The sequence below is a fragment of the Hymenobacter monticola genome, assembly GCF_022811645.1.
GTDB classification, from domain to species: domain Bacteria; phylum Bacteroidota; class Bacteroidia; order Cytophagales; family Hymenobacteraceae; genus Hymenobacter; species Hymenobacter monticola.
This window is the reverse complement of the sequence record NZ_CP094534.1, coordinates 48492-71683: the sequence shown is the minus strand read 5'-3', so window position 1 is coordinate 71683 and position 23192 is coordinate 48492. Positions and strand designations below refer to the sequence as shown.

Annotated in this window: 27 protein-coding genes; 21 read left to right on the top strand and 6 right to left on the bottom strand. The window is 62.3% G+C overall.

Going from position 1 to position 23192, the window contains the following annotated elements:
* Window positions 1-20: 20 nt before the first annotated feature.
* The 7 genes from MTP16_RS00330 (at window position 21) to MTP16_RS25975 (ending at window position 3663) form a co-directional block, all read left to right on the top strand.
* Window positions 21-410 carry a hypothetical protein gene (locus MTP16_RS00330; protein ID WP_243514838.1) on the top strand — a complete coding sequence of 130 codons (390 nt, stop codon included), beginning with the start codon at window positions 21-23 and terminating at the stop codon, window positions 408-410.
* A 238-nt stretch (window positions 411-648) separates the two neighbouring features.
* On the top strand, window positions 649-1350 hold the full coding sequence (locus MTP16_RS00325; RefSeq protein ID WP_243514836.1) for a hypothetical protein: 702 nt from the start codon (window positions 649-651) through the stop codon (window positions 1348-1350).
* A 17-nt stretch (window positions 1351-1367) separates the two neighbouring features.
* A complete protein-coding gene (locus MTP16_RS00320) occupies window positions 1368-1838 on the top strand; it encodes a hypothetical protein (protein ID WP_243514834.1) in 471 nt (156 codons plus the stop codon).
* A 56-nt stretch (window positions 1839-1894) separates the two neighbouring features.
* A complete protein-coding gene (locus MTP16_RS00315; protein ID WP_243514831.1) occupies window positions 1895-2830 on the top strand; it encodes an AraC family transcriptional regulator in 936 nt (311 codons plus the stop codon).
* Between the two features lie 48 nt (window positions 2831-2878).
* Complete coding sequence (locus MTP16_RS00310) at window positions 2879-3340, top strand: hypothetical protein (RefSeq protein WP_243514830.1); 462 nt, start codon at window positions 2879-2881, stop codon at window positions 3338-3340.
* Window positions 3341-3367: 27 nt separating this feature from the next.
* The gene (locus tag MTP16_RS25980) at window positions 3368-3529 is read left to right on the top strand and encodes a DUF3817 domain-containing protein (protein WP_317244084.1); all 162 of its coding nucleotides are present in this window, start codon (window positions 3368-3370) and stop codon (window positions 3527-3529) included.
* On the top strand, window positions 3478-3663 hold the full coding sequence (locus MTP16_RS25975) for a DUF3817 domain-containing protein (RefSeq protein WP_317244083.1): 186 nt from the start codon (window positions 3478-3480) through the stop codon (window positions 3661-3663). Before MTP16_RS25980 ends, MTP16_RS25975 begins: the two co-directional genes overlap by 52 nt.
* Window positions 3664-3672: 9 nt before the next feature.
* Here the strand turns inward: MTP16_RS25975 and MTP16_RS00300 are convergent, their stop codons facing one another.
* Complete coding sequence (locus MTP16_RS00300; RefSeq protein ID WP_243514828.1) at window positions 3673-4923, bottom strand: hypothetical protein; 1251 nt, start codon at window positions 4921-4923, stop codon at window positions 3673-3675.
* 187 nt (window positions 4924-5110) lie between these two features.
* Here MTP16_RS00300 and MTP16_RS00295 point away from each other — a divergent pair, with 187 nt between their 5' ends.
* The 7 genes from MTP16_RS00295 (at window position 5111) to MTP16_RS00265 (ending at window position 9938) form a co-directional block, all read left to right on the top strand.
* Window positions 5111-5257 carry a hypothetical protein gene (locus tag MTP16_RS00295; protein WP_243514826.1) on the top strand — a complete coding sequence of 49 codons (147 nt, stop codon included), beginning with the start codon at window positions 5111-5113 and terminating at the stop codon, window positions 5255-5257.
* A 147-nt stretch (window positions 5258-5404) separates the two neighbouring features.
* Window positions 5405-6262, top strand: coding sequence for an ABC transporter ATP-binding protein (locus MTP16_RS00290; protein WP_243514824.1), 858 nt, complete (start codon window positions 5405-5407; stop codon window positions 6260-6262).
* Window positions 6246-7043 carry a hypothetical protein gene (locus MTP16_RS00285; RefSeq protein WP_243514822.1) on the top strand — a complete coding sequence of 266 codons (798 nt, stop codon included), beginning with the start codon at window positions 6246-6248 and terminating at the stop codon, window positions 7041-7043. Before MTP16_RS00290 ends, MTP16_RS00285 begins: the two co-directional genes overlap by 17 nt.
* A gap of 15 nt (window positions 7044-7058) precedes the next feature.
* Window positions 7059-7466 (top strand): GntR family transcriptional regulator, encoded by a 408-nt coding sequence (locus tag MTP16_RS00280; RefSeq protein WP_243514820.1) that lies wholly within the window; start codon window positions 7059-7061, stop codon window positions 7464-7466.
* Window positions 7463-8185 (top strand): hypothetical protein, encoded by a 723-nt coding sequence (locus MTP16_RS00275; RefSeq protein WP_243514818.1) that lies wholly within the window; start codon window positions 7463-7465, stop codon window positions 8183-8185. Before MTP16_RS00280 ends, MTP16_RS00275 begins: the two co-directional genes overlap by 4 nt.
* A gap of 110 nt (window positions 8186-8295) precedes the next feature.
* Complete coding sequence (locus MTP16_RS00270; RefSeq protein WP_243514816.1) at window positions 8296-8952, top strand: hypothetical protein; 657 nt, start codon at window positions 8296-8298, stop codon at window positions 8950-8952.
* Between the two features lie 194 nt (window positions 8953-9146).
* Window positions 9147-9938 carry a DUF2490 domain-containing protein gene (locus MTP16_RS00265; protein ID WP_243514814.1) on the top strand — a complete coding sequence of 264 codons (792 nt, stop codon included), beginning with the start codon at window positions 9147-9149 and terminating at the stop codon, window positions 9936-9938.
* A 34-nt stretch (window positions 9939-9972) separates the two neighbouring features.
* On the opposite strand, the gene MTP16_RS00260 is transcribed toward MTP16_RS00265, so the two are convergent.
* Window positions 9973-10620 (bottom strand): outer membrane beta-barrel protein, encoded by a 648-nt coding sequence (locus MTP16_RS00260; RefSeq protein WP_243514812.1) that lies wholly within the window; start codon window positions 10618-10620, stop codon window positions 9973-9975.
* Window positions 10621-10841: 221 nt separating this feature from the next.
* Here MTP16_RS00260 and poxB point away from each other — a divergent pair, with 221 nt between their 5' ends.
* Window positions 10842-12569 (top strand): ubiquinone-dependent pyruvate dehydrogenase, encoded by a 1728-nt coding sequence (gene poxB, locus MTP16_RS00255; RefSeq protein ID WP_243514811.1) that lies wholly within the window; start codon window positions 10842-10844, stop codon window positions 12567-12569.
* A 215-nt stretch (window positions 12570-12784) separates the two neighbouring features.
* Window positions 12785-13618, top strand: coding sequence for a transglutaminase-like domain-containing protein (locus MTP16_RS00250; protein WP_243514808.1), 834 nt, complete (start codon window positions 12785-12787; stop codon window positions 13616-13618).
* Window positions 13619-13827: 209 nt separating this feature from the next.
* Here the strand turns inward: MTP16_RS00250 and MTP16_RS00245 are convergent, their stop codons facing one another.
* Together MTP16_RS00245 and MTP16_RS00240 are read right to left on the bottom strand one after the other, a co-directional pair.
* Entirely contained in the window at window positions 13828-14409 is a 582-nt protein-coding gene (locus MTP16_RS00245) for a redoxin domain-containing protein (RefSeq protein ID WP_243514805.1), read from the bottom strand.
* A gap of 39 nt (window positions 14410-14448) precedes the next feature.
* Window positions 14449-15126, bottom strand: a complete 678-nt coding sequence (locus tag MTP16_RS00240) for a 4'-phosphopantetheinyl transferase superfamily protein (RefSeq protein ID WP_243514803.1) — start codon at window positions 15124-15126, stop codon at window positions 14449-14451.
* Between the two features lie 113 nt (window positions 15127-15239).
* Between MTP16_RS00240 and MTP16_RS00235 the strand changes: the two genes are divergently transcribed.
* Entirely contained in the window at window positions 15240-16178 is a 939-nt protein-coding gene (locus tag MTP16_RS00235; RefSeq protein ID WP_243514800.1) for a WD40 repeat domain-containing protein, read from the top strand.
* Between the two features lie 92 nt (window positions 16179-16270).
* Window positions 16271-17338 (top strand): DivIVA domain-containing protein, encoded by a 1068-nt coding sequence (locus tag MTP16_RS00230; protein ID WP_243514797.1) that lies wholly within the window; start codon window positions 16271-16273, stop codon window positions 17336-17338.
* Window positions 17339-17426: 88 nt separating this feature from the next.
* On the opposite strand, the gene MTP16_RS00225 is transcribed toward MTP16_RS00230, so the two are convergent.
* Window positions 17427-18476: an aldo/keto reductase gene (locus MTP16_RS00225; protein ID WP_243514795.1), complete on the bottom strand. Its 1050-nt coding sequence runs from the start codon at window positions 18474-18476 to the stop codon at window positions 17427-17429.
* A 201-nt stretch (window positions 18477-18677) separates the two neighbouring features.
* On the opposite strand from MTP16_RS00225, the gene folB reads away from it, so the two are divergent.
* Window positions 18678-19058: a dihydroneopterin aldolase gene (gene folB / locus MTP16_RS00220; RefSeq protein WP_243514793.1), complete on the top strand. Its 381-nt coding sequence runs from the start codon at window positions 18678-18680 to the stop codon at window positions 19056-19058.
* Here folB and MTP16_RS00215 read toward each other — a convergent pair.
* Complete coding sequence (locus MTP16_RS00215) at window positions 19055-19687, bottom strand: hypothetical protein (RefSeq protein ID WP_243514791.1); 633 nt, start codon at window positions 19685-19687, stop codon at window positions 19055-19057. The genes folB and MTP16_RS00215 overlap by 4 nt on opposite strands.
* A 220-nt stretch (window positions 19688-19907) precedes the next feature.
* Between MTP16_RS00215 and MTP16_RS00210 the strand changes: the two genes are divergently transcribed.
* Complete coding sequence (locus tag MTP16_RS00210) at window positions 19908-20333, top strand: BlaI/MecI/CopY family transcriptional regulator (RefSeq protein ID WP_243514789.1); 426 nt, start codon at window positions 19908-19910, stop codon at window positions 20331-20333.
* Window positions 20320-23151 (top strand): M56 family metallopeptidase, encoded by a 2832-nt coding sequence (locus MTP16_RS00205; protein WP_243514788.1) that lies wholly within the window; start codon window positions 20320-20322, stop codon window positions 23149-23151. Before MTP16_RS00210 ends, MTP16_RS00205 begins: the two co-directional genes overlap by 14 nt.
* Window positions 23152-23192: the final 41 nt, after the last annotated feature.

Below are 23192 nucleotides of genomic sequence, written 5' to 3'. Positions count from 1 at the left end.
ATGCAGAAGCATACTGAGCAATGAAAATGAAACTGGTTTTTGCCGATAAGAGAATTTATTGGGTGGTACTGGCAGTGCTTTCGCTTACATTAATAGCGCACGTGTTATTGCTAAATAGAAAATTCGAGCTATCGACATTGCTTCACGTTCTTTGGGTAAGCAGTATTATCTATCTGATTTATATCAGGAGTTCAAAGGCTCTGCTTAATATCAAGCTGTGGATAATAGTTGCGCTCATTGCTAGCCCGGTGTTGCGAATGGCAGGACGCTTTATGAATGAAATGATACAAGACTCTGCCGCATCACAAGTTGAGTTTTACTTGTATCGATTATTATCAGTATTTGTAGGGCTGATACTTCTCAATTGGGTGCGCAATACCGTCACGTTGGAAGGTGATAATCCTAATTGATTGAGTTTAGTGAAGTATCGTTGCTAGACCCCTGCAAACCCTTTACCTCCTAGCCGGCTGCAACGGCGCGGGCAAAACCACAGCCGCCTTTACTCTGATGCCCGGGTTACTAGGATGCCGTGAGCTCGTGAATGCCGACGAAACAACCCGCGGCCTCTCGCCCTTCCGGCCCGAGGCGGGTGAGAGGCCACAGCGAAGCGTATTCTTGCTTTTGTAATTGTTAAACCGGCTTCCTGTTATGACGAGGTTTGTGCTGCTTGTTGCCGTACTGCTCACGTTTGGCCCTGCGCAGGGCCAAACTTTTCTCACGCAGGACTATCATTTCATCGGCAGGGGACTGGGTACGACCACGCTGCGGCAGAGCCACGACACGCTCTACTTATTTCGTGACTATCCGGCCGTCTTTGCGGGCCGAACCCATTCGTCATCCCAACTGAAGCGGGCGGGGGACCATTTCAAAATCATTTCTTCGGCTCGGTCCGGAAAATTTGATGTTCTGAAGGTGGAGCAGCTCGATACGCTCGCCCTGACTTCAGAGCCTTATCCCGAGACAAGGTATTCGCTCGTGATTTTAAATCATATGAGCAAGGATGCCGTAGGCTATTTGTCCCAGCGCTTTGGTTCGACCAAAGCAGCAATCGACACGGCCAAAATCAGCGCCAATGCCTTGCGCACCGGTTTTTACTTCACGTATTTCAGCGACGCTTACATGAAGGAACTGGCAGGGCTGAAAAAAATATCAACCAAGGAACAAGCGCAGGAAATTTTTGATGAAGTAAAAAGCGGTTCTTTTAAAGCGGTAATTGACCGCTACGAGCGCACCAAACCGCAGGATTATTACGCTTCGGGTCTTACCTCGGAAATCATTAATTTGGCGTGTATCAAAAAAGGATACAACCCAATAGGCGCGCAACAAACAATGAACGCGCTGCTGAAGTGACGGCGGCAGCACCCCCCATGACCACCGCCGACCTCAACCGCCGCCTGCTGGCCGAAGGCGCCAACCCCGCCAACTACGCCCTCAACACCCGCAGCTACGACGGTTTTTGCCTCATGCACAACGGCCGGGGGTGGGCCGTGTTCTACTCCGAACGCGGAAAAGACCAGGAGCCCATCTTCATCTCGTCGGACGAGGATGCGGCCTGCCGGTATTTTTTTGACTTCGTGATGCAGATGGAGCACAGCCACCTGGTGGGCTTCCTGCGAAGCGAGCCGGCGGCGCGGGCCTTGCAGGCGCGGCTGGCGGCGGCGGGCATTACCCCGCATCCCTTTCGGGTTCTGTATGCCCAAAACGACTACCGGCACGGCGTGAGCGTCATTGGCAAGGACATTTTTCGGGCGCAGGCGCTGCTGGGCCCCCTGCCGGTGGAGGACGCCGAAGAGGCCCGGCCAGGATTATGGGAGCGGCTGCGGCATCTTTGGGCATAAGATGTGCGCGGCCGGCGCAGGCATAGCCCCGCCAACGGTGACCAGCAGAATTTCCGATGTTGCACGACCCCATCAAAACGTATAGTACGGCCTCTTTCCGGCAGGCCTACATCCAGCCCGAGGCGCCGCAGAAGCCGCTGCTGCAACCCGGTTTTGAGCAGTTTTTCATCGTGCGGGTCGAGGACATGATGCGGCAAATGAAACTGCCCGTGCCGCCCACGCGCACCGACGCCAGCTCGCTCGTTTTCCTCACCGACGGCGAAGCCGTAATGGACATCGGGAGCGAAACCTACACCATCGGGCCGCACGAGTGCCTGGTGGTGCCCGCCGGCCAGGTGTTTGCCTTCGCGAGCGGCGTCGACCAGAACCGGGGCTATCTGTGCAACTTCCGCCCCGACTTTCTGGTGGGCCCACCCGCAGCTGGCAACCGGCCGCCGGAGTTCGAGTTTCTGCGCGTGTGGGGCAACCCGCGCATTCGCCTCACCACAGAAACGGCTGGATTTGTGCAGCAGCTTATGGACCGCATGTTGCAGGACCACGCCGGTCATGCGCTGGCGCACGCCGCTTTGCAGCAAGCCTACCTCGTGGCCTTGCTGCGCGAAATCAGCCAGGACTACCGGCCGGTGGCGGCCGGGCCGGCCGCCGGGGCCCACCTCGCCAACCGCTTTCGGGAGTTGCTGTTCGCTCATTTCAAAACCCAGCAGCTGGTGGCCGATTACGCGGCCCAACTCTGCGTGTCGCCCAACCACCTCAACAAAGTGGTGAAGGCCGCCACCGGCAAGTCGCCCACCACGTGGATAGCCGAAGCCGTGGTGCTCGAAGCTAAGGTACTACTGCACCAAAGTGCCCTGTCGGTGGGGGAGGTGGCGGCCGAAGTAGGCCTGACCGATGCATCCTCTTTCAGCCGGTTGTTCAAAAAGCATGAGGGCCTCACGCCGCTGGAGTTCCGGCGCCGGATTGAAAAATCCGGAAACCGGCCGCATCCATCCTAGCCGGCACCCCGGCCCCGCCCAGACCTTTGCCGCATTCATTTCCGCCCGATGTACGCCACGGTTCTGACGCTCCATTCCGCCTTTCGCTGGCTCGTGCTGGCCAGCCTGTTTTATGCGCTGCTGCGCGCCTACGCCGGCCTGACGGCCGGGCAGTCTTTCACCAAAACCGATGATGCCGTGCGGCACTGGACGGCCACCCTGGCCCACGTGCAGCTGTTGCTGGGCATGGCGCTCTACGTCAGCAGCCCCGTGGTGAAGGCCAGCTTCGCCAGCTTGCGCGAAACGGGTTGGGCCCTGAATGCCGCCTTTTTTGCCCTGTTGCACCCGCTGCTGATGTTAGTTTCGGTGGTGCTCATCACCATTGGTTCGGCGCTGGCCAAGCGGCGGGCCACGGCGCGGGCGCAATTCCGGACCCTGCTGCGTTGGCACGGCGTGGCTCTGTTGAGCATCTTTTTATTCATTCCCTGGCCGTTTTCGCCGCTGGCCAGCCGGGCTCTTTTTCACTTTTGATTGATGGCAAGTTTTTTCCAGGATAATGTGCGTCAGCTGCGGCTGATTGGGCTTTTAGAAGGCATCTCGCTGCTGGTGCTGCTCGGGGTAGCCACGCCCCTGAAGCACTTCTACGGCAACCCCACGCTGGTGCGCGTGTGGGCCCTATACACGGGCTACTCTTCCTGCTGTTCGTCATCAAAACGCTGAGCGTGGGCGTGGAAAAGCGTTGGAAGTTTAGCGAGACCACCTGGAAAGTGCTGCTGGCCTGCATCGTGCCGTTCGGTACGTTCTATATCGATAGTCGCATTCTGAGCAAAATTCCGCCGCAGGTGGCGGAGTAGCCTCTGCCATTACACTGCTCCGATGCCTTCGGCCACGCACTCGAAAAGCGGCATGCCGTGCAGCTCGGAAAACTCTTGGATGTGGCTGCGCAGCCGGGTTTCTTCGGCGGCATCGGTGCCGGCGGCGAAGTGCAGCTCCACCAGCCAGATGTGCACCTGAAAATAGTCGAGCAGCCAGCTGTTGGTTTCGAGATTGAAAAGCGAATGCAGGTGCGGCGCGCGGGCGCTGATGAGCCCGGTGCGCAGCTCAGCCACCGCCTGGAAAGCGCGCAGCAGCTGGTCGAACACGTTGGTTTCGAGCCAGGCCAGTTCGGGAAACTCGCGGTTGGTGAAGGCCAGCCAATCGAGCAAGGCCGGAAACTGGCCCGTAAGGAACAGCGCCTCGGCCACGAAATAGTGGTAGCCGGCCGGAAACAGGTTGTAGAACGCCGGTAGGGGCGCCGGCGGCACCGGCGTGCGCGGCACAATGGCAGCCTCCTGACGCACGCGGGCCAGCAGCGCGGGCGGCACCACGCCGTCGGGGGCGTCGTGCCAGGCCGTCACAATCTCGGCAAATGCGCGTCGGCCCCTTGGGAAGGCGTGCACCTCCGGCGGCACGGGCAGCGCCCGCACCACGGCCAGGCGGGCGCGCCAGGCCGGTTCGTCCTGGGCCAGAAATTCGGCCAGAAATAGCGCAGCGTGCCCAAACAGCTGGGCTTCGGGCGTGCGCTTGTGCTGCAGGTAAACGGCCAGCACCTCCCCAAACGCTCCGGTCAGGTGGGCCAGGTCCACGAACGATTCGACGTAGAACTCCTGACCCGCGGGGTGGGTAGCCAGCTGCAGGGCCAGCGGCGCGGCGGGCCCTCCCGGCACGGCTGGCCGCGTGATGCGGCCCAAAAAATACCCCAGCAGCAGCTTCTCGGGGTAGGCCAGCTGCTCCATGGCCAGCAGCTCGGGAATGTCGGTGGTGGCTGGGTGGTGGGCACTATCCGGCTGCAGGGCACGGCCCGACACGGACTGGCCAAAGGCAGCAAAGTCGGCGTGGCCAGCATAGCGCGCCAGCGTGTCGAGGGTATGCAGGTGGTAGCCCCCTTCCTTATCAACTAGCCCAAAGAAGCGCCGCAGGGTGCTGGGGCTCAGGCGCCGGCCAGCGGTGGCGGCGTTGTGCTGCAGTTCCAGCTCCAGGGCGTCGCAGTGGCTGGGGTAGCGCAGCGGCTGGCCAAAGCGGGCCGCCACGGCCTCGCGCAACGCGGCTTGCAGGGGAGATGAAAGGCGAGGCACCAGGGAGTTCAGTAGATTTCTTACAAAGAAAAGAAATTTTTGACCTTCGCATCGTCCTACGCGGCCTTCGGAAATTTGAAGTTTCGCCAAAAAGTAATAATTGATGGAAAACATGTATTGCGAATGCGGCCATCTTGCGCTGGGCGATACCTGCAGCCACTGCGTTCGGCGCAAGCAACTGGCCACGATGGTCACTCGGCCTAAAACGGCCCTCGCGGCGGGCCCCAACGCCACGCTCACGGAACTGCGCGCGCTGAAAAGCATGCTCGATGCCGCCCGCATTACCGAAGCGGAGTATGACGAGCGCCGGAACTACATCTTGGCAACCTTCTGATTTTCGCGCCTCAAGGCTGCAACAACCACCCTTTTCGCTGCCGAAAAGGGTTTTTTTGTGTCAATAAAAAATAAAGCTTGCGCAGACAGAAAGGTTGCATTACGTTTGTGGTGTACTAGAACAATAATACACTAGAACGACAAGCTCATGGTACGCATCCGCAACCTCGATTTTGGGTACTCCAAGAAGCGCCCCCTCTTCCAAAACCTCAGCCTGACGCTGGAGCGCGGCCATATTTACGGCTTGCTGGGCAAGAACGGGGCGGGCAAAACCACCCTGCTCAAGAACATTGTGGGGCTGGCCTTCCCCTGGGCCGGCTCCTGCCTGATTGACGAGCAGCCAGCTGCCGCCCGGCAGCCTCAGGTGCTGGAAGACCTGTTTTTTCTGCCCGAGGAAGTGTATGCGCCGGCCCTGACGGCCGAGCAGTTTGTGGCGCACACGGCCAGCTTCTACCCGCGCTTCAACGCCGAGCAGCTGTATGAGTACCTGCTGGAGCTGGAGGTGCCGCGCGGCGCCAAGCTCAATAAGTTCTCGCACGGCCAGCAGAAGAAGTTCATGATTGCCTTCGCGCTGGCCGCCAACACCGGCCTGCTGGTGCTCGACGAGCCCACCAATGGGCTGGACATTCCCAGCAAGGTGCAGTTCCGCAAAATCCTGGCTTCGGCCCTGAGCGAGGAGCGCTGCATGGTGATTTCGACCCACCAGGTGCGCGACCTCGAAAGCCTCATTGACACCGTGGTGGTGGTGCACAACCGCGAAATCGTGCTCAACGAGGAAATCGACCAGCTGGCCGAGCGGCTCACCTTCGCCACCGGCCCCGAGGCCGAGGCACCGGGCGCGTTCCACACGGGTATGTCGGTGCGCGGGCCGGTGGCCATCCGGCCCAACCACACCGGCGCCTACAGCCGCGTCGACTTGGAGCTGCTCTTCAACGCCCTCACCAGCGCCGATGCGGCGCCCTTTTATGCCTACCTCAATCAGCCCAGCCATGCGCCCGTCCAGTAACCAAACCTTCAGCTTCCCGCGTTTTGCGCGCCTGTTTGGCCGGCACACGGCCGAGCACCTGCCGGCCTACCTCATGACGGCGGCCGTGGGCCTGGGCCTCATGTTTGTGGTGATGGGGTTGCTCACCTACCTGCAAAAAAGTGCCCCCAGCGTCACGGCCCAGGGCATCTTCTTCATGCTGTTTCTGCTGGCCGGCGGGTTGGTATTCGCCAGCACGGTGTTTGCGCAGTTTGGCGAGCGGCGGCGGGCCTCGGTGGCGCTGCTGCTGCCGGCCTCGCACTTCGAGAAATGGCTGGTGGCTTGGCTCTACTCGCTGCCGATTTTTCTGCTGGTGTTCACGCCGCTGTTTTACCTGGCCGATGCGGCGGTGGTGCACGCCGGGGCCGCGCCGGGGCAGGCGCCGGAGGTGGTGAACATCTTCGCCGTTGCGGTCCGCGAGAATATCATTTCCGTGCTCTGGTTTCTGCTGCTGCTGAACAGCGTGGGTTTGTGGGGCGCCATCTATTTCGAAAAAGCCCACTTCATCAAAACCGCGTTTGCCGTGCTGCTGCTAATGGGCGTGCTCTCGGTGCTGAACCACCAGGTGCTGAAAGTGCTGGTGGGCTCGGCCGACCTGCGGGTGGCCCCGCCGTTCACGGGCGTGGTGTTCGCGCAAGGGCAGCAGTTTTACACCATTGGCCTGCCCGAAAACCAAGCCACCTGGATGGCCTGGGTGCCCGTGCTGCTGGCCGGGCTGCTGTGGGTGGCCTCGTATTTCCGCGTGACGGAAAAGCAGCTTTAATCTTCATCAATCCTTATGGAATTCCGCGATAACGAAGCCATTTACCTGCAGATAGCCGGGTACGTGAGCGAAAGAATCCTGCGCCAGCAGTGGCCGCCCGACGACAAAATCCCGTCGGTGCGCGACCTGGCCAGCGAGCTGCAAGTGAACCCCAACACGGTGATGCGCACCTACGAGTTTCTGCAAAACCAGGGCGTGGTGTACAACAAGCGCGGCATCGGCTTCTTCGTGGCGCCCGATGCCGGCCTCAAGGTGAAGCAGATGCGCCGGGCGCGCTTCCTGCAGCAGGAACTGCCGGAGGTGTTCAAAACCATTTTCCTGCTCGACATCAGCCTCGAAGAGCTGGAGCAGCGCTACACCGCCTTCAAAGCCGAGCAATTGGCCAGTCATCCCATTTCCACCGCAACCCCCAACGGACAATGAAAACCAGTAATAAATGGCTGCTGGCGGCGCTGCTGCTGCTGCTGGGCTCGCTCACGGCCTACAACATGGGCCTGCGCGCCGAGTTCCGCAAAGGCGCCTACAAAGACCCCAACCGCAACACCGTGGCCCTCAACTTCAAGGATTTCACGGAAATCGACCTGCAGGCGGCCAACGTGGTGGGCCTGAAAGTGGTGGCCGGCCCCTACAGCGTGCGCCTGAACAAGGCCGCCGAAAAATACGTGAAAGTGACCCAGCAGGGCCAGCGTCTCCGCATTGCGCTGGTGTTCCCCGAGGGCCGCGAGTCGGTTGGCCGCCAAACCCTGACCATCAGCCTGCCCCGGCTCGCCAAGCTCAGCGCCTCTGGCACCTACCTGATGAACGGCAAACCCGTGACGGATAAGCAATACGCCGGCCAGTCCTTGCGCATCGAAGGCTTCCGCCAGGACAGCCTGACTGTGCAGCAGGACCACGGCACGCTGGTAGAACTGGCCCGCAACCAACTGGGCTTCCTGCGGGCCGAAGCCGGCCACAGCCCCGGCAGCCACCCGCAGCTGCGCATCGAAAAAAGCAACCGCATTGCGGCCGCCTACCTGAACGTGCAAAACGAAGGCCAGCTCCAGCTCGAAGCCGGCGGCATTGCCAACCTGCGCACCCAGTTTGGCGACAGCGCCCGGGCCACGCTCACGGGCGCCGGGCTGAACAACCTCGGCCAGCGCTAAGAAAAAACACCGCTTTTCTCATCCTCTTTTCTGCAAACAGAAAGCCGGTTGTGGCCGAATCGAAGGATTCTCTCACGGCCGGCCTTTCTGCATCCAAACGGCTCCATTCCATGACCCGTCAATCCCTGAAGCAGTCGCTGCTGTTGCAGCTGGCCGTCATTTATACCCGCTACCTCATCGGTGGTGCGTTCGTTTTTGCCAGTCTGATTAAAATCAAGGGCCACCGCTTCACCCAAATTCCCGACGATGGCGGGCACAGCGCGGGCCACTTCTTCGAGATGATGTATCAGTCGGGGCTGTACTGGCAGTTTCTGGGCTGGGCGCAGCTGCTGGCGGGGCTGCTGCTGCTCACGCAACGCTTCGCTATGCTGGGCGCGGTGCTCTTTTTCGGCATCATCGCCAACGTCTTCGTCATCACCCTGTCCTACCCATTCGCCTATACGCCCGTCATTACCGGCCTCATGCTGCTGGCCACGCTGCTGCTCCTGCTCTGGGACTGGAACCGCCTGCGCGTGCTGCTGAACCTGCCGGTGGTGGCGGAACAAACCTCGCCGCTGTATGAGAGCCCGCTCTGGGCTGGGGTGGGGGCGGTGCTGTTTGCCTTCACCGCTGGCTACCGCGTGCTCACCGACCGGTATGATTTTCTGTTCTGGCTTGGCGGATGCGTAGGCGTGGGGGCAGTGGCGCTGTTGGTTGGCTTGTGGCGGCAGCGGGCAGGGGCGGGGCTTGCCCCGCCCGCCGTTGAACGGAACGCCCGGGCTACGTAGCGGCTGCCCCTGCCATTGCACAACTCGCCATTGAATCGTGCAGCGGTGAAAGGGAATGGGCCATGCAGCCAATGCGCTCGGTCAACAACCTCAGCTGCTGTGTTACCATTGTGTTAAGCGAATGTTACCGGTTGCCAGGTGGGGTAACTTTGAGGCCCCGGCCAGCTCCAGAAGTCAGGGCCTCGGCTTTCCGAATGAACAAGCACCTTTTGGCCGGCGCCCTGCTGGCCGCCACGCTGAGCGCGGCCCCCGCCGCCCGCGCCCAAACGCCCCTCAACCCCGTGCAGCCCTGGGGCAGTTGGGCCATTCTGACGGCACAGCTACCGGGCAGCGCCGAGCACCGCTGGGGCGGCTACGTGGAGCTGCAGGGCCGCTCCAACGCTCTGGCCCGGCAGTTTTTCTACTACGAGCTGAAGGGCGGCGTGAGCTTCGACATCGACCCCAACTTCACGGTGCTGGTGGGCGGCGGCCGCTATTCCACCTCCGACTACCGCGCCCTCGAAGACGGTCCGTTGAACACCGAAAAGCGCCTGTGGGAGCAGCTGGTGCTCACCCAATACTCCAAGCGCCTCAAGCTGGAGCACCGCTACCGCATCGAGCAGCGCTGGTTTTCGTTTCGCGACGACAGCACGGCCTTCCGCCAGCGCATCCGCTACCGCCTCAACGGATTTTTTCCGCTCAATAAGAAAACCATCACCACCGGCACGCTCTTCCTCTCGGCCTACGACGAGATTTTTCTCAACCCCAGCGGCCCGGTGTTCGAGCGCAACCGCATCTATGGTGGCGTGGGCTACCAGTTCACCAAGCATTTCATTGCGCAGCTGGGCTACGTGAACCAGGCCAACTACAACTACACCAGCCGCCAGGGCCAGTTTGTGTTGCAAAACACGGCCGCCAAAAACAACATCGTGCTGGCCCTCACCTACAAGTTATCGCACCGCGCCGTGCCGCCGGGCCAGGAGCGCCTGCCCTCGCAGCAGGACTAGGCGCCGACGAGCGCAGGGTTTACAGCGCTGCCCCCTACTTCGCCTCCTTGAACGTGTAGTACACGCCCACCGTGAACAGGTTGCCCAGCGTGTTCACGTTGAGGCCGAAATCGGTGGTGGTGGTTTTGTAGTCGATATCATCCAGCTTCGAGGTAGAGCGCTGGAAGCCCAGCGTGCCAAACGAGCCCACCACGGTCCAGCGCGTGTTCAGGCCGTAGGCGAAGCCGGCGTTGAGGTTGGCGCCCAGGTCGAGGGTGGTGTATTTGGTGGTGGAATTGGCCACTCCACTGCTTTCTTCGGTGCGGTTGCCGGGCAATACCGACACGTTCAGGCCGAGAAAAGGCCGGAAGTTGCCCTCGCCGAAGAAGTAGCGGCCGTACACGGTGCCTCCGAAGCGGTTGGTGCGCGAAATAAGAGTGGTGCCAAAGGAGCGGGGTGACTCCTCCCGCGAGCCACTGACAGTGACGCCCACGCCCAGCTGCAGTTGGTTGCTGAGGAAGGTGCCGAGCTCGGGCGAGAAGCTGTAGTTGCTGGCCTTGCGGATGGTGATGGTGCCAAGGGAACCATCGGTTTCGGTGTTGGAGGTGTTGAAGCCCGCCTGTCCGCCGATGTAGAGCGAGCCCTGCTGGGCCTGAGCGGAGAAAGCGCCTGCGAGAAGCGCCACCGTGAAAAAGTGTTTCATGTGGAGAAAAACGGACTCGATTAAAGAATATTGCCTGGTCACAGACCGTACTAGCGTTGTGCGCCCGGTGTTGCGCCTCAATGTTTTTAGCCGACGAATACTCGGCCAAAGGCGCGGCCTGCCAGCCGAAATAGTTGAAATAGCCAACGGAGAAAAGCGCGGCAATTTCTGCCGGGCTTTTTGTTTTTGCGTACACCCGCTAACCTCAACTTTATGAAAACATGGCCAAAAAATCCGTAGCCGAAATCATCGTCGATACCCTCGTGGCCGCCGGCGTCAAGCGCGTGTTTGGCGTGGTGGGCGACTCGCTCAACGGCATCACCGACAACATCCGCGCCCGCGACAACATCGAATTCATTGCCGTGCGGCACGAAGAAGGCGGCGCCTTTGCCGCCGGCGCCGAAGCCCACCTCACCGGCGACCTGGCCGTGTGCGCCGGCTCCTGCGGGCCCGGCAACACCCACCTCATCAACGGCCTCTATGACTGCCACCGCAGCCGCGTGCCGGTGCTGGCCCTCGCCGCCCAGATTCCGAGCGTCGAAATCGGCACCGGCTATTTCCAGGAAACCCACCCCGAGCGCCTGTTCCGGGAGTGCAGCCACTACTGCGAGCTGATTTCGACCCCTGAGCAGGCCGTGCGCACCATTGAAAGCGCCGTGGCCGCCGCCTTGGGCCAGCGCGGCGTGGCCGTGGTGGTGCTGCCCGGCGACGTGGCCTACCTCGAAGCCGAAGCCCCCAAAGTGCTGCTGCCCACTCTGGGCCGTCGCAGTGCCCTGCGCCCGGCCGATGCCGACATCCGCCAGGCCGCCCAGGTGCTCAACAACGGCCGCAAAGTCACCATTCTGGCCGGCATTGGCTGCGCCGGGGCCCACGCCGAGCTGCTGCAAGTGGCCGAGCTGCTGCAGGCGCCCGTGGTGCACGCCCTGCGCGGCAAGGAGCACGTGGAACCCCACAACCCCTACGACGTGGGCCTGAGTGGCCTGCTGGGCATGCCTGCCGGCTACCACGCCCTAATGGAAGCCGACACCCTTCTGATGCTGGGCACCGACTTCCCCTACCGTCAGTTCTATCCTGAAGATGCCCGCGTGGTGCAGGTGGATGTGCGGCCCGAAAACATCGGCCGCCGCACCCGCGTCGAAATCGGCCTGGTGGGCGACGTGGCCGACACCCTGCGCCAGTTGCTGCAATACCTGGTTTCGCACCCCGATTCGAGCCACCTGGAAGCGGCCCAGGAGCGCCACCGCGACGACGACGCCCACTTGGCTGAGCTGGCCACCGGCGACGCCGGCGACACCAGCCTGCACCCCCAGCACGTGGCGCGGTTGCTGGACGAAATGGCCGCGGAAAACGCCATTTTCACCTGTGACGTGGGTACGCCCACTATCTGGGCCGCCCGCTACCTGCACATGAACGGGCAGCGCCGGCTCATCGGCTCCTTCGTGCACGGCAGCATGGCCAACGCCGTGTCGCAGGCCTACGGCGCGGCCCTCAGCGAGCCCGGCCGGCAGGTTATCGCTATGTGCGGCGACGGCGGCCTGGCCATGCTGCTGAGCGAATTGCTGACCATCCGCCAGCACAATATTCCGGTTAAAATCATCGTTTTCAACAACTCGGCCCTTAGCTTCGTGGAGCTGGAAATGAAGGCCGCCGGCATCCTTGAATACGGCACCGAGCTTGACAACCCCGATTTCGGTGCCGTGGCCGAGGCCGCCGGCTTGAAAGGCTTCCGTGTGAGCGACCCGGCCAACCTGGAAAGCGTGCTGCGCGAAGCCTTGGCCCACGACGGACCCGCCCTGGTGGATGCCGTGGTGAAGCGGCAAGAGCTGAGCATACCGCCCAGCATCGAGCTGAAGCAGGCGCAGGGCTTCGGGCTGTATGCCTTGAAGGCGCTGATGAACGGTAAGGGAAGCGAGCTGCTGGAGCTGGCGAAGACGAATCTGTTTCGGTAAAACCACCGTCTGTCATCCTGAGCGCAGCGAAGGACCTTATCACGTTTGGAGCAGTAATCACTGCAAACTGTTCAGTCATGATAAGGTCCTTCGCTGCGCTCAGGATGATTGGCGGCGCGGACAAACGGCGACGGCGCGCGCCAATACCGAACCCAAAAGGCCCTGCCGTGTGTTAAATTCGGCCCCGCAACCCTAGCGGCGGCCGTTTCGCATCCATGACCAACAAAGAAATCAAAGCCCTCATCTCGCTGCTCGACGACCCGGAAATCGCGCCGCAAATCCAGGACAAAATCCAGAACCTGGGCGAGAGCATCATTCCGTTTCTGGAAGAAAGCTGGGAAGAAACCCTCGACGGCCAGCAGCAGCAGCGGCTCGAAGACCTCATTCACCACCTGCAGTTTGAGGGCTTGCAGCAGCGCCTGAAAGTGTGGCGCGAGGCCGGCGCCACCGACCTGCTCGAAGGCATGTGGCTGCTGAACACCTACCAGTACCCTGACGCCGACTTCCAAGCCCTGAACCGCGCCATCGAGCAGCTCCGCTTTGAGGCCTGGACCGCCCTGCGCCCCGACATGCACCCCGCCGACCAGGTGCAGACGCTGAACTACGTGATGTTTCGGCAACACAAGTTCGCGGCCAACACCCAGCACTTCCACTCGCCAGCCAATTCTATGTTGCAGCGTGTGATTGAAACCAAGCGCGGCAACCCGCTCACACTCTGCGTGATTTACCTGCTGGTGGCCCAGCGCCTCAAGCTGCCGGTGTTCGGCGTGAACCTGCCCAACCTGTTTGTGCTCACCTTCCGCCCCGAGCTCAAAGGCGCCGAACCGTTCTACATCAACTGCTACAACCGCGGCCTCGTGCTCTCGCGCACCGACATCGAGCACTACGTCTCGCAGCTCAACATCACCTCCAACCCGATGTTCTACGAGCCCTGCTCCAACCTCGACATCGTGCGCCGCGCCCTGCGCAACCTGCAAATGAGCTTCGAGAAGCTCCAGGAGCCTTTGAAAGCCGCTGAGGTAGCTGTACTGCTGAGCATCTTGGAGTAGCAAGTGTCTGCACCCGACTGCCATTGCGAGGCGGAGCCGAAGCAATCCGTCCTGTCAAAACCAGACCCGCTCTTTTACCAGAACCGAAAGTCAGCGAAGCAAAAGCCCCGACACTGTACAGTGCCGGGGCTTTTTATACTTTATAATCTTATCAGGCCGGTCACTGAGAACAGGACGAATTGTCGTGCTCGCAATGACAGCCAGAGGCCTTACTGTTTAATTAAACAGCCGGTGGCGCGCTTGGCTTCCCCGCCGACGGGGCGGCCGGCCAGCACGTTGTCGAGCGCCTGTTTGAGGTAGTATTGCTGCACGCTGCCGGCCACCTGCGGGTTGTCGTCGATGGCGCCGCGGTAGCGGATGGCGAAGCCGCCGGCTACGGGCTGCAGCACCACGGCTTCCTCCGTTTTCGTAATACCGAGCAGGTTGTCAACCTGCTGGCTGGGGTCGGCCAGGGTGGGCAGCTCCACTTCGCCAGGGGCTGCGGTGCCCGGGGCATCGAGGAAAATGGGCACGTTGACGAACAGGAACTGCACGCCCTTGCTGCGGTAGCTGCTGCTGAGCGAGGCCAGCCGCTCCTGGTAGAGGCGCGAAAAGGCGCAGGCCGGATTCAGAAACACCACCACCACCGCCTTGTTGCCGGCGTAGCTTTTCAGGCTCACGTCGGCGTTGGCGGCGGTTTTGAGGGTGAAGTCGGCAACGGTGCCACCGCCCTGGGCGCGGGCCACGCCCCCGGCCAGCGTGAGAGCCAATAAGGCAACGGCGGCAACTATGGAAATGCGGCGGAATGACATGGCGGGAAGGTAAGGGAAAAGTATTGAAAGCATCCGCGGCTACGCAGTGGGTTCGTGGCAATAGGTGAGCACGTAGCCGGGCGCCGGCTGGGAATAACAAATGCAGTGCCGCGTTTCGACCCCGCCCAAAACCAACGTAGCCGGGATTTCGCCGGATTGCTGCGGAGCAAAAGACCCCAGCAACAGCTGGTTTTTGAAGATGATGCCGCGCTGGGCCGCCAGCTTATAGAGCGTCTCCTTCGCGCTCCAGAGCAGGGTGTAGTGCGCAGCTCCGTCGGCGGCCGTGGCTTGGGCCGCAGCCCACTCGTCGGCCGCCAAAAACTTGCCCGCTAAGCGCTGGGCCTTGTCGCGAATGATTTCAATATCTACGCCGACGCGGCCGCCATGGCTCAGCACCGCCGCCACCCAGGTGCCCGAATGTGACAGCGACACCGTGAGGCCGTGCCCCGTGCCCGCCAGCCAGGGGCGGCCGGTGGCATCGTTTTGCACCACCAGGTCGGCGGGCGGCTCGGCCATTATTTCCGGGAGCAGCGCGTGGATGAGCACCCGGCCCGCCAGCCACTGCGCCTGGCGGGCGGCATCGGCCGTGGCGGGCATCAGTGCCCGGTAGGTAGCTGGCTGCGGCAGCAGGGGCCACAGCTCATCCGGTGTTTCGGTGAGCTGCCACAGGCCCAGCACGGCGGTAGGGGAGAGGCGCTGGCAGGAGTGAAGGGGCATAATGGGGTATTCGTTGCCGACAAAGAACGTCATGCCTCGGCTGCGCTCGGCATGACGTTACTCTTTACCCATTACTTCTCCAACTGCCGCCAAGCTACCTTTGCGGCGCTGCTATGTCCGAAATTTTCCGCCCGCCCGTTACCAAAACTGCTACCCTCGCCGGCCACCGCGACGCGGTATACGCCCTCACGGGCGGCTCCGGCGATACCATTTACTCGGGCAGTGCCGATGGCATGGTGGTGGGCTGGGACACGGGCGCACCCGAGCGCGACGGCGAATTGCTGGCCCGCGTCGAAAACTCGGTATATGCCCTGCGCCATTTGCCGGAGCTGGGCTTGCTGGTGCTGGGGCACAATTTTCAGGGTATTCAAGCCATTGATGTGGCGCAACGCAAGCTGGCACACGCCACGGCCCTGCCGCCGGTGGCCATCTTCGAAATCGTCGCTTCGGTGGCTCGGCAGCGACTCTATGTAGCCATGGGCGACGGCACGCTGGCCGTGCTGCGCCTGCCCGATTTTCGCATCGAAAAACTCCTGCGCCTTGCCGATAAAAGCCTGCGCTGCCTGGCCCTGCACGAAGGCCGTGGCGAACTGGCCGTGGGCAGCTCCGATACCTTCACCCGCATTCTGGATTTGGATTCGCTGGAAACCAAATTCACCTTGGGCGAAAGCACCAATTCGGTGTTCTCGGTGGCGTACGCGCCCGACGGCGCCCGCCTGCTCACGGCCGGGCGCGACGCCCAGATTCGGACCTGGGACGTGGCCGCCGGCTACGCGTTGACGAGCCAGGTGCCGGCGCACATGTACACCATCAATCACTTGGCCTTTAGCCCCGACGGGCAGTACCTGGCCTCTTGCAGCCTCGATAAAAGCATTAAATTGTGGGATGCGGGCACGCTCACGCTGCTGCGGGTACTCGACCGCGCGCGCGCGGCCGGGCACGGCACCTCGGTAAACCGGCTGGTTTGGCCGGGCACCGAAAACCGGCTAGTTTCGTGTAGCGACGACCGCAGCCTGGCCGTATGGCAATTGGGAGTGAAGAATGAGGAATGAAGAATAAGGAATTAATCCAATTTAAGTGGGTTTATTCGTTCTTCTTCTTGGGCTGATTCATCACTTCTCACTATTTATTCCTCATCGAAATCATGAAAATCACCGCCCTCGATATCCGGCAGAAAACGTTTGAAAAATCCTTTCGCGGGGTTGACAAAGACGAGGTGCAGGCCTTCTTGAACACCATTTCGCAGCAGTGGGAGCGCCTGGGCGACGAAAACCGCGAGCTGCGCCTCAAGCTGGAACACGCCCAGCAGGACGTGCAGAAAATGCGCGAAGTGGAAAGCAGCCTCTACCGCACCCTCAAAACCGCCGAAGACACCAGCAACAACATCACCGAGCAAGCCCAGCGCGACGCCGACCTGCGCATCCGCGAGGCCCAGTTTCAGGCCGAAAGCATCATCAGCGAAGCCCGCCAGCGGGCCCGCGAAGTGGTGGACGGCGCCTACCAGCAGGCCGAAAAAACCATTGCCGACATGCAGCGCGAGGTATCGGGCCTGGGCCAGGAGTGCCAGCGCCTGGAGCAGCAGCTCGACACCCTGGTGCGCGACCTGCACCACCTGGCGTCCGACGCCCTCGACAAGGTAGAAAAAGCCCGCAACCGGCCCAAGGGCGGCACGGCGGCCATCCTTTCGCGCGCCGCCCGCGTACACGTGGAACGGCCGAAGGAATCGGCCCTCGAAACCACTCCTGAGCCCCCGTCCGCCATGCAGGTCACTTCTTCCTCCGCTGTTTCGTCCGCCGCTGCCGTGGCCGCCGCCACGCCCACCTCGTTTCATCAGTCGGCCCGCGCGCACTCGGAAGAGGCGCTGGAGCGCAGCCTCGAAACCACCGGCTACAACCCCAAGCCCGGCCAGCAGCCCGACCCCGGCGCGCCCGCCGAAGCGCCGCGCCCCGACATTGAGCGCCCCGGCGCCCCGGCCGAAAACCCCGGCATCTCGCCCGCCCCGCACATCGACCCGCCCGCGCCCTCGCAGGTGCCCGACCCGGCGCCGCCCTACGTGCAGCCCGCCGCGCCCGACATTCAGCCCATCGGCCCCAGCCACCCCGAAATCAACCAGCCCTCGCCCGTGACGCACCCCGGCCAGCCCGGTATGGCGGCCAAGGCTCCCGAACCCGCGGCGGCCGTGGCTGAGAAGTCTTTCTTCGACGAGATTTAGCTGAGCTATTCTATTTAATTGAACGAAAAAAGCCCGCCGTAATGGGGGGCTTTTTTCGTTTGGAACGGTTGGGATTTAGACGGCCGCCTCATTTCCAGCCCTGCACCGCGTGGCCGCCGAAAACCCCTTTGTTTACTTCAGGCGAGAAGATGCCGTAGGGGAAAGCCGGTTCGAGGGCGCTGGCCGCATTTAGGGTTTGCAATTGCTCCGGCGTGAGACGGACCTCAAGCGCGGCTAAGTTGTCGTGTAGCTGCTCTACCTTGCTGGCCCCGATGATGGGCGCCGAGACGCCAGGCTGGGCCACCACCCACGCCAGCGCCACCTGCGACAGCGGCCGCCCTGCCGCTGCGGCTACCGTCCGCAGCGCTTCGAGAATGCGCCAGTTGCGGTCGGTGAATAGGGTGTTGCCAAACGGGTTGGGGCCGCTCAGGCGGCCTTCGCCCCGGGCGCCGGCGTCGGTGCGCTGGTACTTGCCGGCCAGAAAGCCGGCAGCCAGTGGGCTCCAAGGCACGTTGCCGAGGCCGCTTTCGCGGGCAGCAGGCAGGTGTTCGCGCTCAATGCTGCGCTCCACCAGCGAGTAGGCCAGCTGCTGGGCAATGGGGCCGGGCACAGCGTGGGCGTGGGCCAGCGCGGCGGCCTTGGCGGTGTACCAAGCGGGCATGTCGGAAAAGCCGAAGTAGCGGATTTTGCCCGCCCGCACCAAGTCGCCCAGCGTTTGGAGTACCTCCTCCACGGGCGTAACCATGTCCCACACGTGCAGCCAGTAGAGGTCCACGTAGTCGGTTTGGAGGCGGCGTAGGGAGCCTTCGAGGGCGCGGTAGATGTTTTTGCGCCCGTTGCCGCCGGCGTTGGGGTTGCCGGGCTGACCGCTGAAGCCGAATTTGGTGGCCAGTACCAGTTGGTCGCGCAGGCCACGGGCGGCCACGTATTGGCCCACCAGCTCCTCGCTGCGTCCGCCGGCGTACACGTCGGCGGTGTCAATGAAATTGCCGCCTGCGTCCACATAGGCGTTGAAAATGGACTCAGACACGTCGTCGGGCGAGCCCCAGCGCGGGGTGCCAAACGTCATGGTGCCCAGCGACAGCGGGCTGACCACCAAGCCAGAGCGGCCCAGCGTGCGGAAAGAAGTAAGGTTCATGGAAGAATGATTGGGGAGAGAATGCGGGCCGGAAATGCTGCCTTGGTATTGCCCAACAAAATTCTCTGCCCGGCCGCTGGCCGGTGCTATACAAAACACCGCGTCTGCAACACAAAACGCGGCTGGGCTCTGTCGTGCTACTTTTGCCCGGCGGTACGGTTCCCCTCAATCCACCAACCCACCAATCCGCCACCCCGCCATATGGGCCAAATCGCACTCGAAGGACTGGAGTTTTTTGCTTTTCACGGCTACTATGATGAGGAGCAGAAAATCGGCAACAAGTACGGCGTGGACCTGTACATCAAAACCAACCTGCTGGCGGCGGGCGAGTCGGATAAGCTCACCGAGACGGTGAACTACGAAGTTCTCTACCGCTTGGTGGCCGAAGAAATGCGCGCCCCCGCCCGGCTGCTGGAGCACGTGGCCCACCGCGTGCTCGACCGCATCATGGCCGAGCTACCGCACGTGCGCAAGGTGAAAATCAACGTGAGCAAGTTCAACCCCCCGCTGGGTGGCATCTGCCACCGCGCCCGCGTGACGCTGACGAAACGCCGAAACAAGGCTGAGGCTCAGGCTGGTTAAATCAAAGCAATGTTTTCCGTTTGCTGGCGCAACAGCCGAATGGCGCTGTCGTAGTCGGCGGGCCTGTCGTCGGGGCTGATTAATTGAAAGACAGGGTCGTTGGTACTCCGCTCAAGGTCAGTGGCAGTCTCCTGAGCAGCGGTTGGTAGGGCATACAGTTCGCGGAGGGTTTGTAGCGCGTGCGACCTGACAAGCGCTTTTTTGTGGCGCATCAACTGAAAAATCTGGTCGATGACGGGACGTTCCAGCAGGCTCAGCGGAAAATACAGCCGCAACCCTAGCAGGATATCAATCAGTGGGTCGCTAAAAGGCGACGCATGGGGCCGGCCATGGGCCAACTGGCGGAGGAGTTGCTGCTGGTCGAGTGCGTAGGGGTCTATTGCGGCAATGGCGCGCAATGCATGCGTTGTCCAGGCATGCTGACTTTGACTTGAGAAGCAACGGTTCAGTCCCGGCAACGCTTTTCGGCTGCTCAGGTAGGCTAAGCCAAGTAAGGGGCGAGGGTCAGCCGGCGCTTCCAGTGCCAGCAACAGCTCGGTTTCGGCCTGGAGGCGTTCAGCAGGCGTGAGCAGGCTCAGTCCGGCACCGTCGGCCTTGTACTGAATGTGCCAGCTATTCCATTCGCCCATCGAGTTGCCAATGTGCCCAAAATACTGAAACCTAAATTGGATAAGGGCGCCGGCACTATCTATCAATCAAATTTATCAATTGAAATTTTTGCGCTGGAAATGAGATAGTTGTGATGTATTACGAATTTATTCGTAGACAAGCCTTGCAACTACGAATCAATTCGTAACACCTTTGCTCTATGCTACGAAATAGTTCGTAGTAACCTCACGTTGTAAGAGCATGAGCAAAGCACCGCCCCCCAAACCTACGGATTCTGAACTGGAAATCCTGCACGTGCTCTGGCAGCACGGGCCCGCCACTGTGCGCGCCATCAACGACCACCTGAGCCAGCGCCGCCAGGCGGAGGTGGGCTACACCACCACGCTCAAGATATGCCAGCTGATGCTGGAGAAGGGCCTGGTGCGGCGCGACGACGCCGACCGTAGCCACGTGTACCGGGCCGCGGTGCGCGAACAGGAAACCCAAAATCTGCTCCTCGACAAGTTCGTGGACGCCACCTTCGGCGGCTCGGCCCTGAAGCTGGTGATGCAGGCCCTGGGCAGCCGCCAGACCTCGGCCGACGAGCTGGCGCAAATCCGCCGCCTGCTCAACGACATTGAAATTCAAAATTCCACCCCTAACCCCGACGACGATGACCGCGCTTGAGAATTTCGTTTCGCCCGCCCTCACGCGGGCCTTGGGCTGGACCCTGCTGCACTCGTTGTGGCAGGGTGCGCTGGTGGCGGCCGTGCTGGCCGGGGCGCTGTTATTGCTGCGCCGCCAGCGGGCCGAGGTGCGCTACGTGGCCTCGGCCGGGGCGCTGGGCATGGTGGTGGCGCTGGCCGGCATCACGTTCGGGCTGTATTTCAATTCCGGGACGGAGGCGAATGGGAAGCGCTTGCCTGCAGCCGTGCAGATTTCGCAGCTGCAATTGCGGCTGGCAGAAACGTCGGCAGCACCCGTTGTAACCGACGTCGTGCCGCCGCAGCGTGCGGGAAACCCCGAAAAAACGGTGGCTGGCGCTGCACCGCTTCTCCCGGTGGCTGAGCCACAGCGGGCCGCTTCGCCCAATTGGCTGGCTTCCGGGCTGCGGTATTTTGACCGGCACCTGCCGCTGCTGGTGTTGGGCTGGCTGCTGGGCCTGCTGGCCATGGGCCTGCGCCTGCTGGGCGGCCTGCTGTACGTGCAGCGGCTGAAGCGCTACCGGACGCGCGCCGTGAGCGCGGCCTGGCAGGAGCGGCTGGCGGCCCTTTCGGCCCGCGCTGGCCTGCGCCGGCCGGTGGCGCTGCTGGAATCGGCGCTGGTGCAGGTGCCGCTGGTAGTAGGCCACGTACGCCCCGTGATTCTGCTGCCGCTGGGTGCTGTTGCGGGCTTGTCAGTGGCACACCTGGAAGCCATTCTGGCCCACGAGCTGGCCCACGTGCTGCGCCGCGACTACCTTGTGAACCTGCTGCAAACGGTGGCCGAGGCGCTGTTTTTCTACCACCCGGCCGTGTGGTTTATGGCCCGCTGCGTGCGCACCGAGCGCGAAAACTGCTGCGACGACGTGGCCACGGCCCTCTGCGACGGCGACGCCCTGCGCCTGGCCCGCGCCCTCACGGCCCTGGCCGAGTGGAGCCAAAGCGCCGTGGTGCCCACCGCCCCGCGCCTGGCCCTGGCCGCCATGGGCAGCCGCGGCGCCCTCCTGAACCGCGTGCGCCGCCTGGTGCAGCGCCGCCCGGCCGCGCCGACGCTGGCCGAAGGCTTCATGGCCGGGGCGCTGGTGCTGGGCGGGCTGGGTTTGCTGGGCAGCAGCGCGGTGCTGGCCGGGCCGCTGGCCCAACCCACGGTGCCCGCCAAGCCGGAGGCCGTTGACCGGCAAACCGGTCCATCCAAAATATTGGTTGATACCACGAAGCATGTGACGAGTACTGCAACCACAGGTGCTTCTACCACGACTACAACGACCACCGCCACAGGAACGAACCAAGCCCATGAGAGCAGTCGTGAGGTGATGGTGTCTCAATCCATGACTGACCCTGACCAGGACCGCCCGCGCCCCCGGCGGCGCGACCATCAGGCCCGTCGCAACGAGCAACTCGTGTCCCCAATATCCATTAGCGGTGACCCCGGCACGGTGGTTATCACCAAAGACAAAAAAGGCCGCGTGACCGACCTTGTGGTAAACGGGCGGCGCATTGAAACCGAAACCGGCAAGAGCAAGCTCAAAATCAAGGCGAAGCAAGACCGCGACGATGAAAATCAGTCGGTGCAGATAATTCAGGTGCCGATGACGGCGCCGGTGGCGCGGGGCTTTGTGTACCGCAGCGATGACGACGGGCCGCGGCAGCTGATTGCGCGCAGCGTTGAACCGGGCCAGACCTTCCGGTACCAGCTGCAGGAGTTGCAGCCGCTGCGCAGCCAGCGGTTCCAGGCGCTGACATTCAACGGAAACCGGGGCTTTCAGCGGCTTAAAGTTGTGCCAAATGGCTCAGTGAATCGCACGTTTTACCGGCAGCCCGGCGCGTTGCTCGGTCTGGCCCAGGACGGCAGGCAGCGCGAGGCCCTGCGCAGCGCCGAGCGCGCCCTACAGGAGGCCAGCACGGCCAAAAACCTCAGCACCGCCCAGCGCAAGCGCATCAGCGAAAGCCTGGAAAAAGTGCGCGCCCAGCTCAAGCAACCCGAAAATGCGACCGCCTTCCAGCGACTGAGCCTGAGCGGCGACCAGCGCGAGGAACTGCGGGAGCGACAGCAGGAACTGCAGGCACGCCAGCAGGAAATTCAGGAGCGCATCCGCGAGTCGCGGCAGGAAGTGATAAGCCTGGATTTGACCCGGGCTGAGGACGAACGGGAGCGCGCCGACCGGGACCGGGAACACGCCGAGCGTGACCGCCGGCATGCCGAACGCGACCGGCAGCGCGCCGAGCGCCGCCGGGAGCAAGATGAAGCCTTGGTAGACCAGCTGCTGAAAGACGGTCTGATTAAAGACAAGGAAAATTTCCAGTTTAAGCTCACAGCCAGCAGCCTGACGGTGAACGGCAAAGCGCAGCCGCAGCCGGTGTTTCAGAAATACCTGAAGCTGTACGAGAGCACCCATGCTGGCCGCAAAATGGGCGCCAACGGCTCGATGACCATCAACCGCAACAGCAGCAGCCAGTCGGTGAGCTACGACAGTGACGGGCCTCGGCCGCCGCGCCCACCGCGTCCACCGCGTGCCCCGCAGGCTCCCGGCGCAATGATGGCTCCGCCGGCTCCCATGGCCCCGCCGGCCCCTATGTCGCCCCCGCCGCCACCCGCCCCGCCCCGCCTCGATTCGGAGGCGTTGCGCAGCGAGCTGCGCAAAGACGGCCTGATTGGCGCCGACGACAAGAGCTTTCAGCTGCAGCTCAAGCCCTCGGGCATGACGGTGAACGGCAAGGCGCAATCGGAGGAAACGGCGGCGAAATACCGCAAGCTGCTGGGCCACGAAAAAGGCACCTACAACATGACTATTTCGAACGACTAAGCACGGGTATTTGCAAATGAAAAAGCCGGTTTCCGAAGCAG

What these genes read in the sequence shown, in the direction of transcription:
- MTP16_RS00210 (WP_243514789.1), top strand. Translation starts at nt 19,908, where the DNA reads ATGAGCAAAGCACCGCCCCCCAAACCTACGGATTCTGAACTGGAAATC.
- MTP16_RS00215 (WP_243514791.1), bottom strand. Translation starts at nt 19,687, where the DNA reads ATGGGCGAATGGAATAGCTGGCACATTCAGTACAAGGCCGACGGTGCC.
- MTP16_RS00225 (WP_243514795.1), bottom strand. Translation starts at nt 18,476, where the DNA reads ATGAACCTTACTTCTTTCCGCACGCTGGGCCGCTCTGGCTTGGTGGTC.
- poxB (WP_243514811.1), top strand. Translation starts at nt 10,842, where the DNA reads ATGGCCAAAAAATCCGTAGCCGAAATCATCGTCGATACCCTCGTGGCC.
- MTP16_RS00270 (WP_243514816.1), top strand. Translation starts at nt 8,296, where the DNA reads ATGACCCGTCAATCCCTGAAGCAGTCGCTGCTGTTGCAGCTGGCCGTC.
- MTP16_RS00330 (WP_243514838.1), top strand. Translation starts at nt 21, where the DNA reads ATGAAAATGAAACTGGTTTTTGCCGATAAGAGAATTTATTGGGTGGTA.
- MTP16_RS00235 (WP_243514800.1), top strand. Translation starts at nt 15,240, where the DNA reads ATGTCCGAAATTTTCCGCCCGCCCGTTACCAAAACTGCTACCCTCGCC.
- MTP16_RS00325 (WP_243514836.1), top strand. Translation starts at nt 649, where the DNA reads ATGACGAGGTTTGTGCTGCTTGTTGCCGTACTGCTCACGTTTGGCCCT.
- folB (WP_243514793.1), top strand. Translation starts at nt 18,678, where the DNA reads ATGGGCCAAATCGCACTCGAAGGACTGGAGTTTTTTGCTTTTCACGGC.
- MTP16_RS00260 (WP_243514812.1), bottom strand. Translation starts at nt 10,620, where the DNA reads ATGAAACACTTTTTCACGGTGGCGCTTCTCGCAGGCGCTTTCTCCGCT.
- MTP16_RS00205 (WP_243514788.1), top strand. Translation starts at nt 20,320, where the DNA reads ATGACCGCGCTTGAGAATTTCGTTTCGCCCGCCCTCACGCGGGCCTTG.
- MTP16_RS00295 (WP_243514826.1), top strand. Translation starts at nt 5,111, where the DNA reads ATGGTCACTCGGCCTAAAACGGCCCTCGCGGCGGGCCCCAACGCCACG.
- MTP16_RS00230 (WP_243514797.1), top strand. Translation starts at nt 16,271, where the DNA reads ATGAAAATCACCGCCCTCGATATCCGGCAGAAAACGTTTGAAAAATCC.
- MTP16_RS00315 (WP_243514831.1), top strand. Translation starts at nt 1,895, where the DNA reads ATGTTGCACGACCCCATCAAAACGTATAGTACGGCCTCTTTCCGGCAG.
- MTP16_RS00240 (WP_243514803.1), bottom strand. Translation starts at nt 15,126, where the DNA reads ATGCCCCTTCACTCCTGCCAGCGCCTCTCCCCTACCGCCGTGCTGGGC.
- MTP16_RS00280 (WP_243514820.1), top strand. Translation starts at nt 7,059, where the DNA reads ATGGAATTCCGCGATAACGAAGCCATTTACCTGCAGATAGCCGGGTAC.
- MTP16_RS00310 (WP_243514830.1), top strand. Translation starts at nt 2,879, where the DNA reads ATGTACGCCACGGTTCTGACGCTCCATTCCGCCTTTCGCTGGCTCGTG.
- MTP16_RS00265 (WP_243514814.1), top strand. Translation starts at nt 9,147, where the DNA reads ATGAACAAGCACCTTTTGGCCGGCGCCCTGCTGGCCGCCACGCTGAGC.
- MTP16_RS00275 (WP_243514818.1), top strand. Translation starts at nt 7,463, where the DNA reads ATGAAAACCAGTAATAAATGGCTGCTGGCGGCGCTGCTGCTGCTGCTG.
- MTP16_RS00320 (WP_243514834.1), top strand. Translation starts at nt 1,368, where the DNA reads ATGACCACCGCCGACCTCAACCGCCGCCTGCTGGCCGAAGGCGCCAAC.
- MTP16_RS00245 (WP_243514805.1), bottom strand. Translation starts at nt 14,409, where the DNA reads ATGTCATTCCGCCGCATTTCCATAGTTGCCGCCGTTGCCTTATTGGCT.
- MTP16_RS00290 (WP_243514824.1), top strand. Translation starts at nt 5,405, where the DNA reads ATGGTACGCATCCGCAACCTCGATTTTGGGTACTCCAAGAAGCGCCCC.
- MTP16_RS00285 (WP_243514822.1), top strand. Translation starts at nt 6,246, where the DNA reads ATGCGCCCGTCCAGTAACCAAACCTTCAGCTTCCCGCGTTTTGCGCGC.
- MTP16_RS00250 (WP_243514808.1), top strand. Translation starts at nt 12,785, where the DNA reads ATGACCAACAAAGAAATCAAAGCCCTCATCTCGCTGCTCGACGACCCG.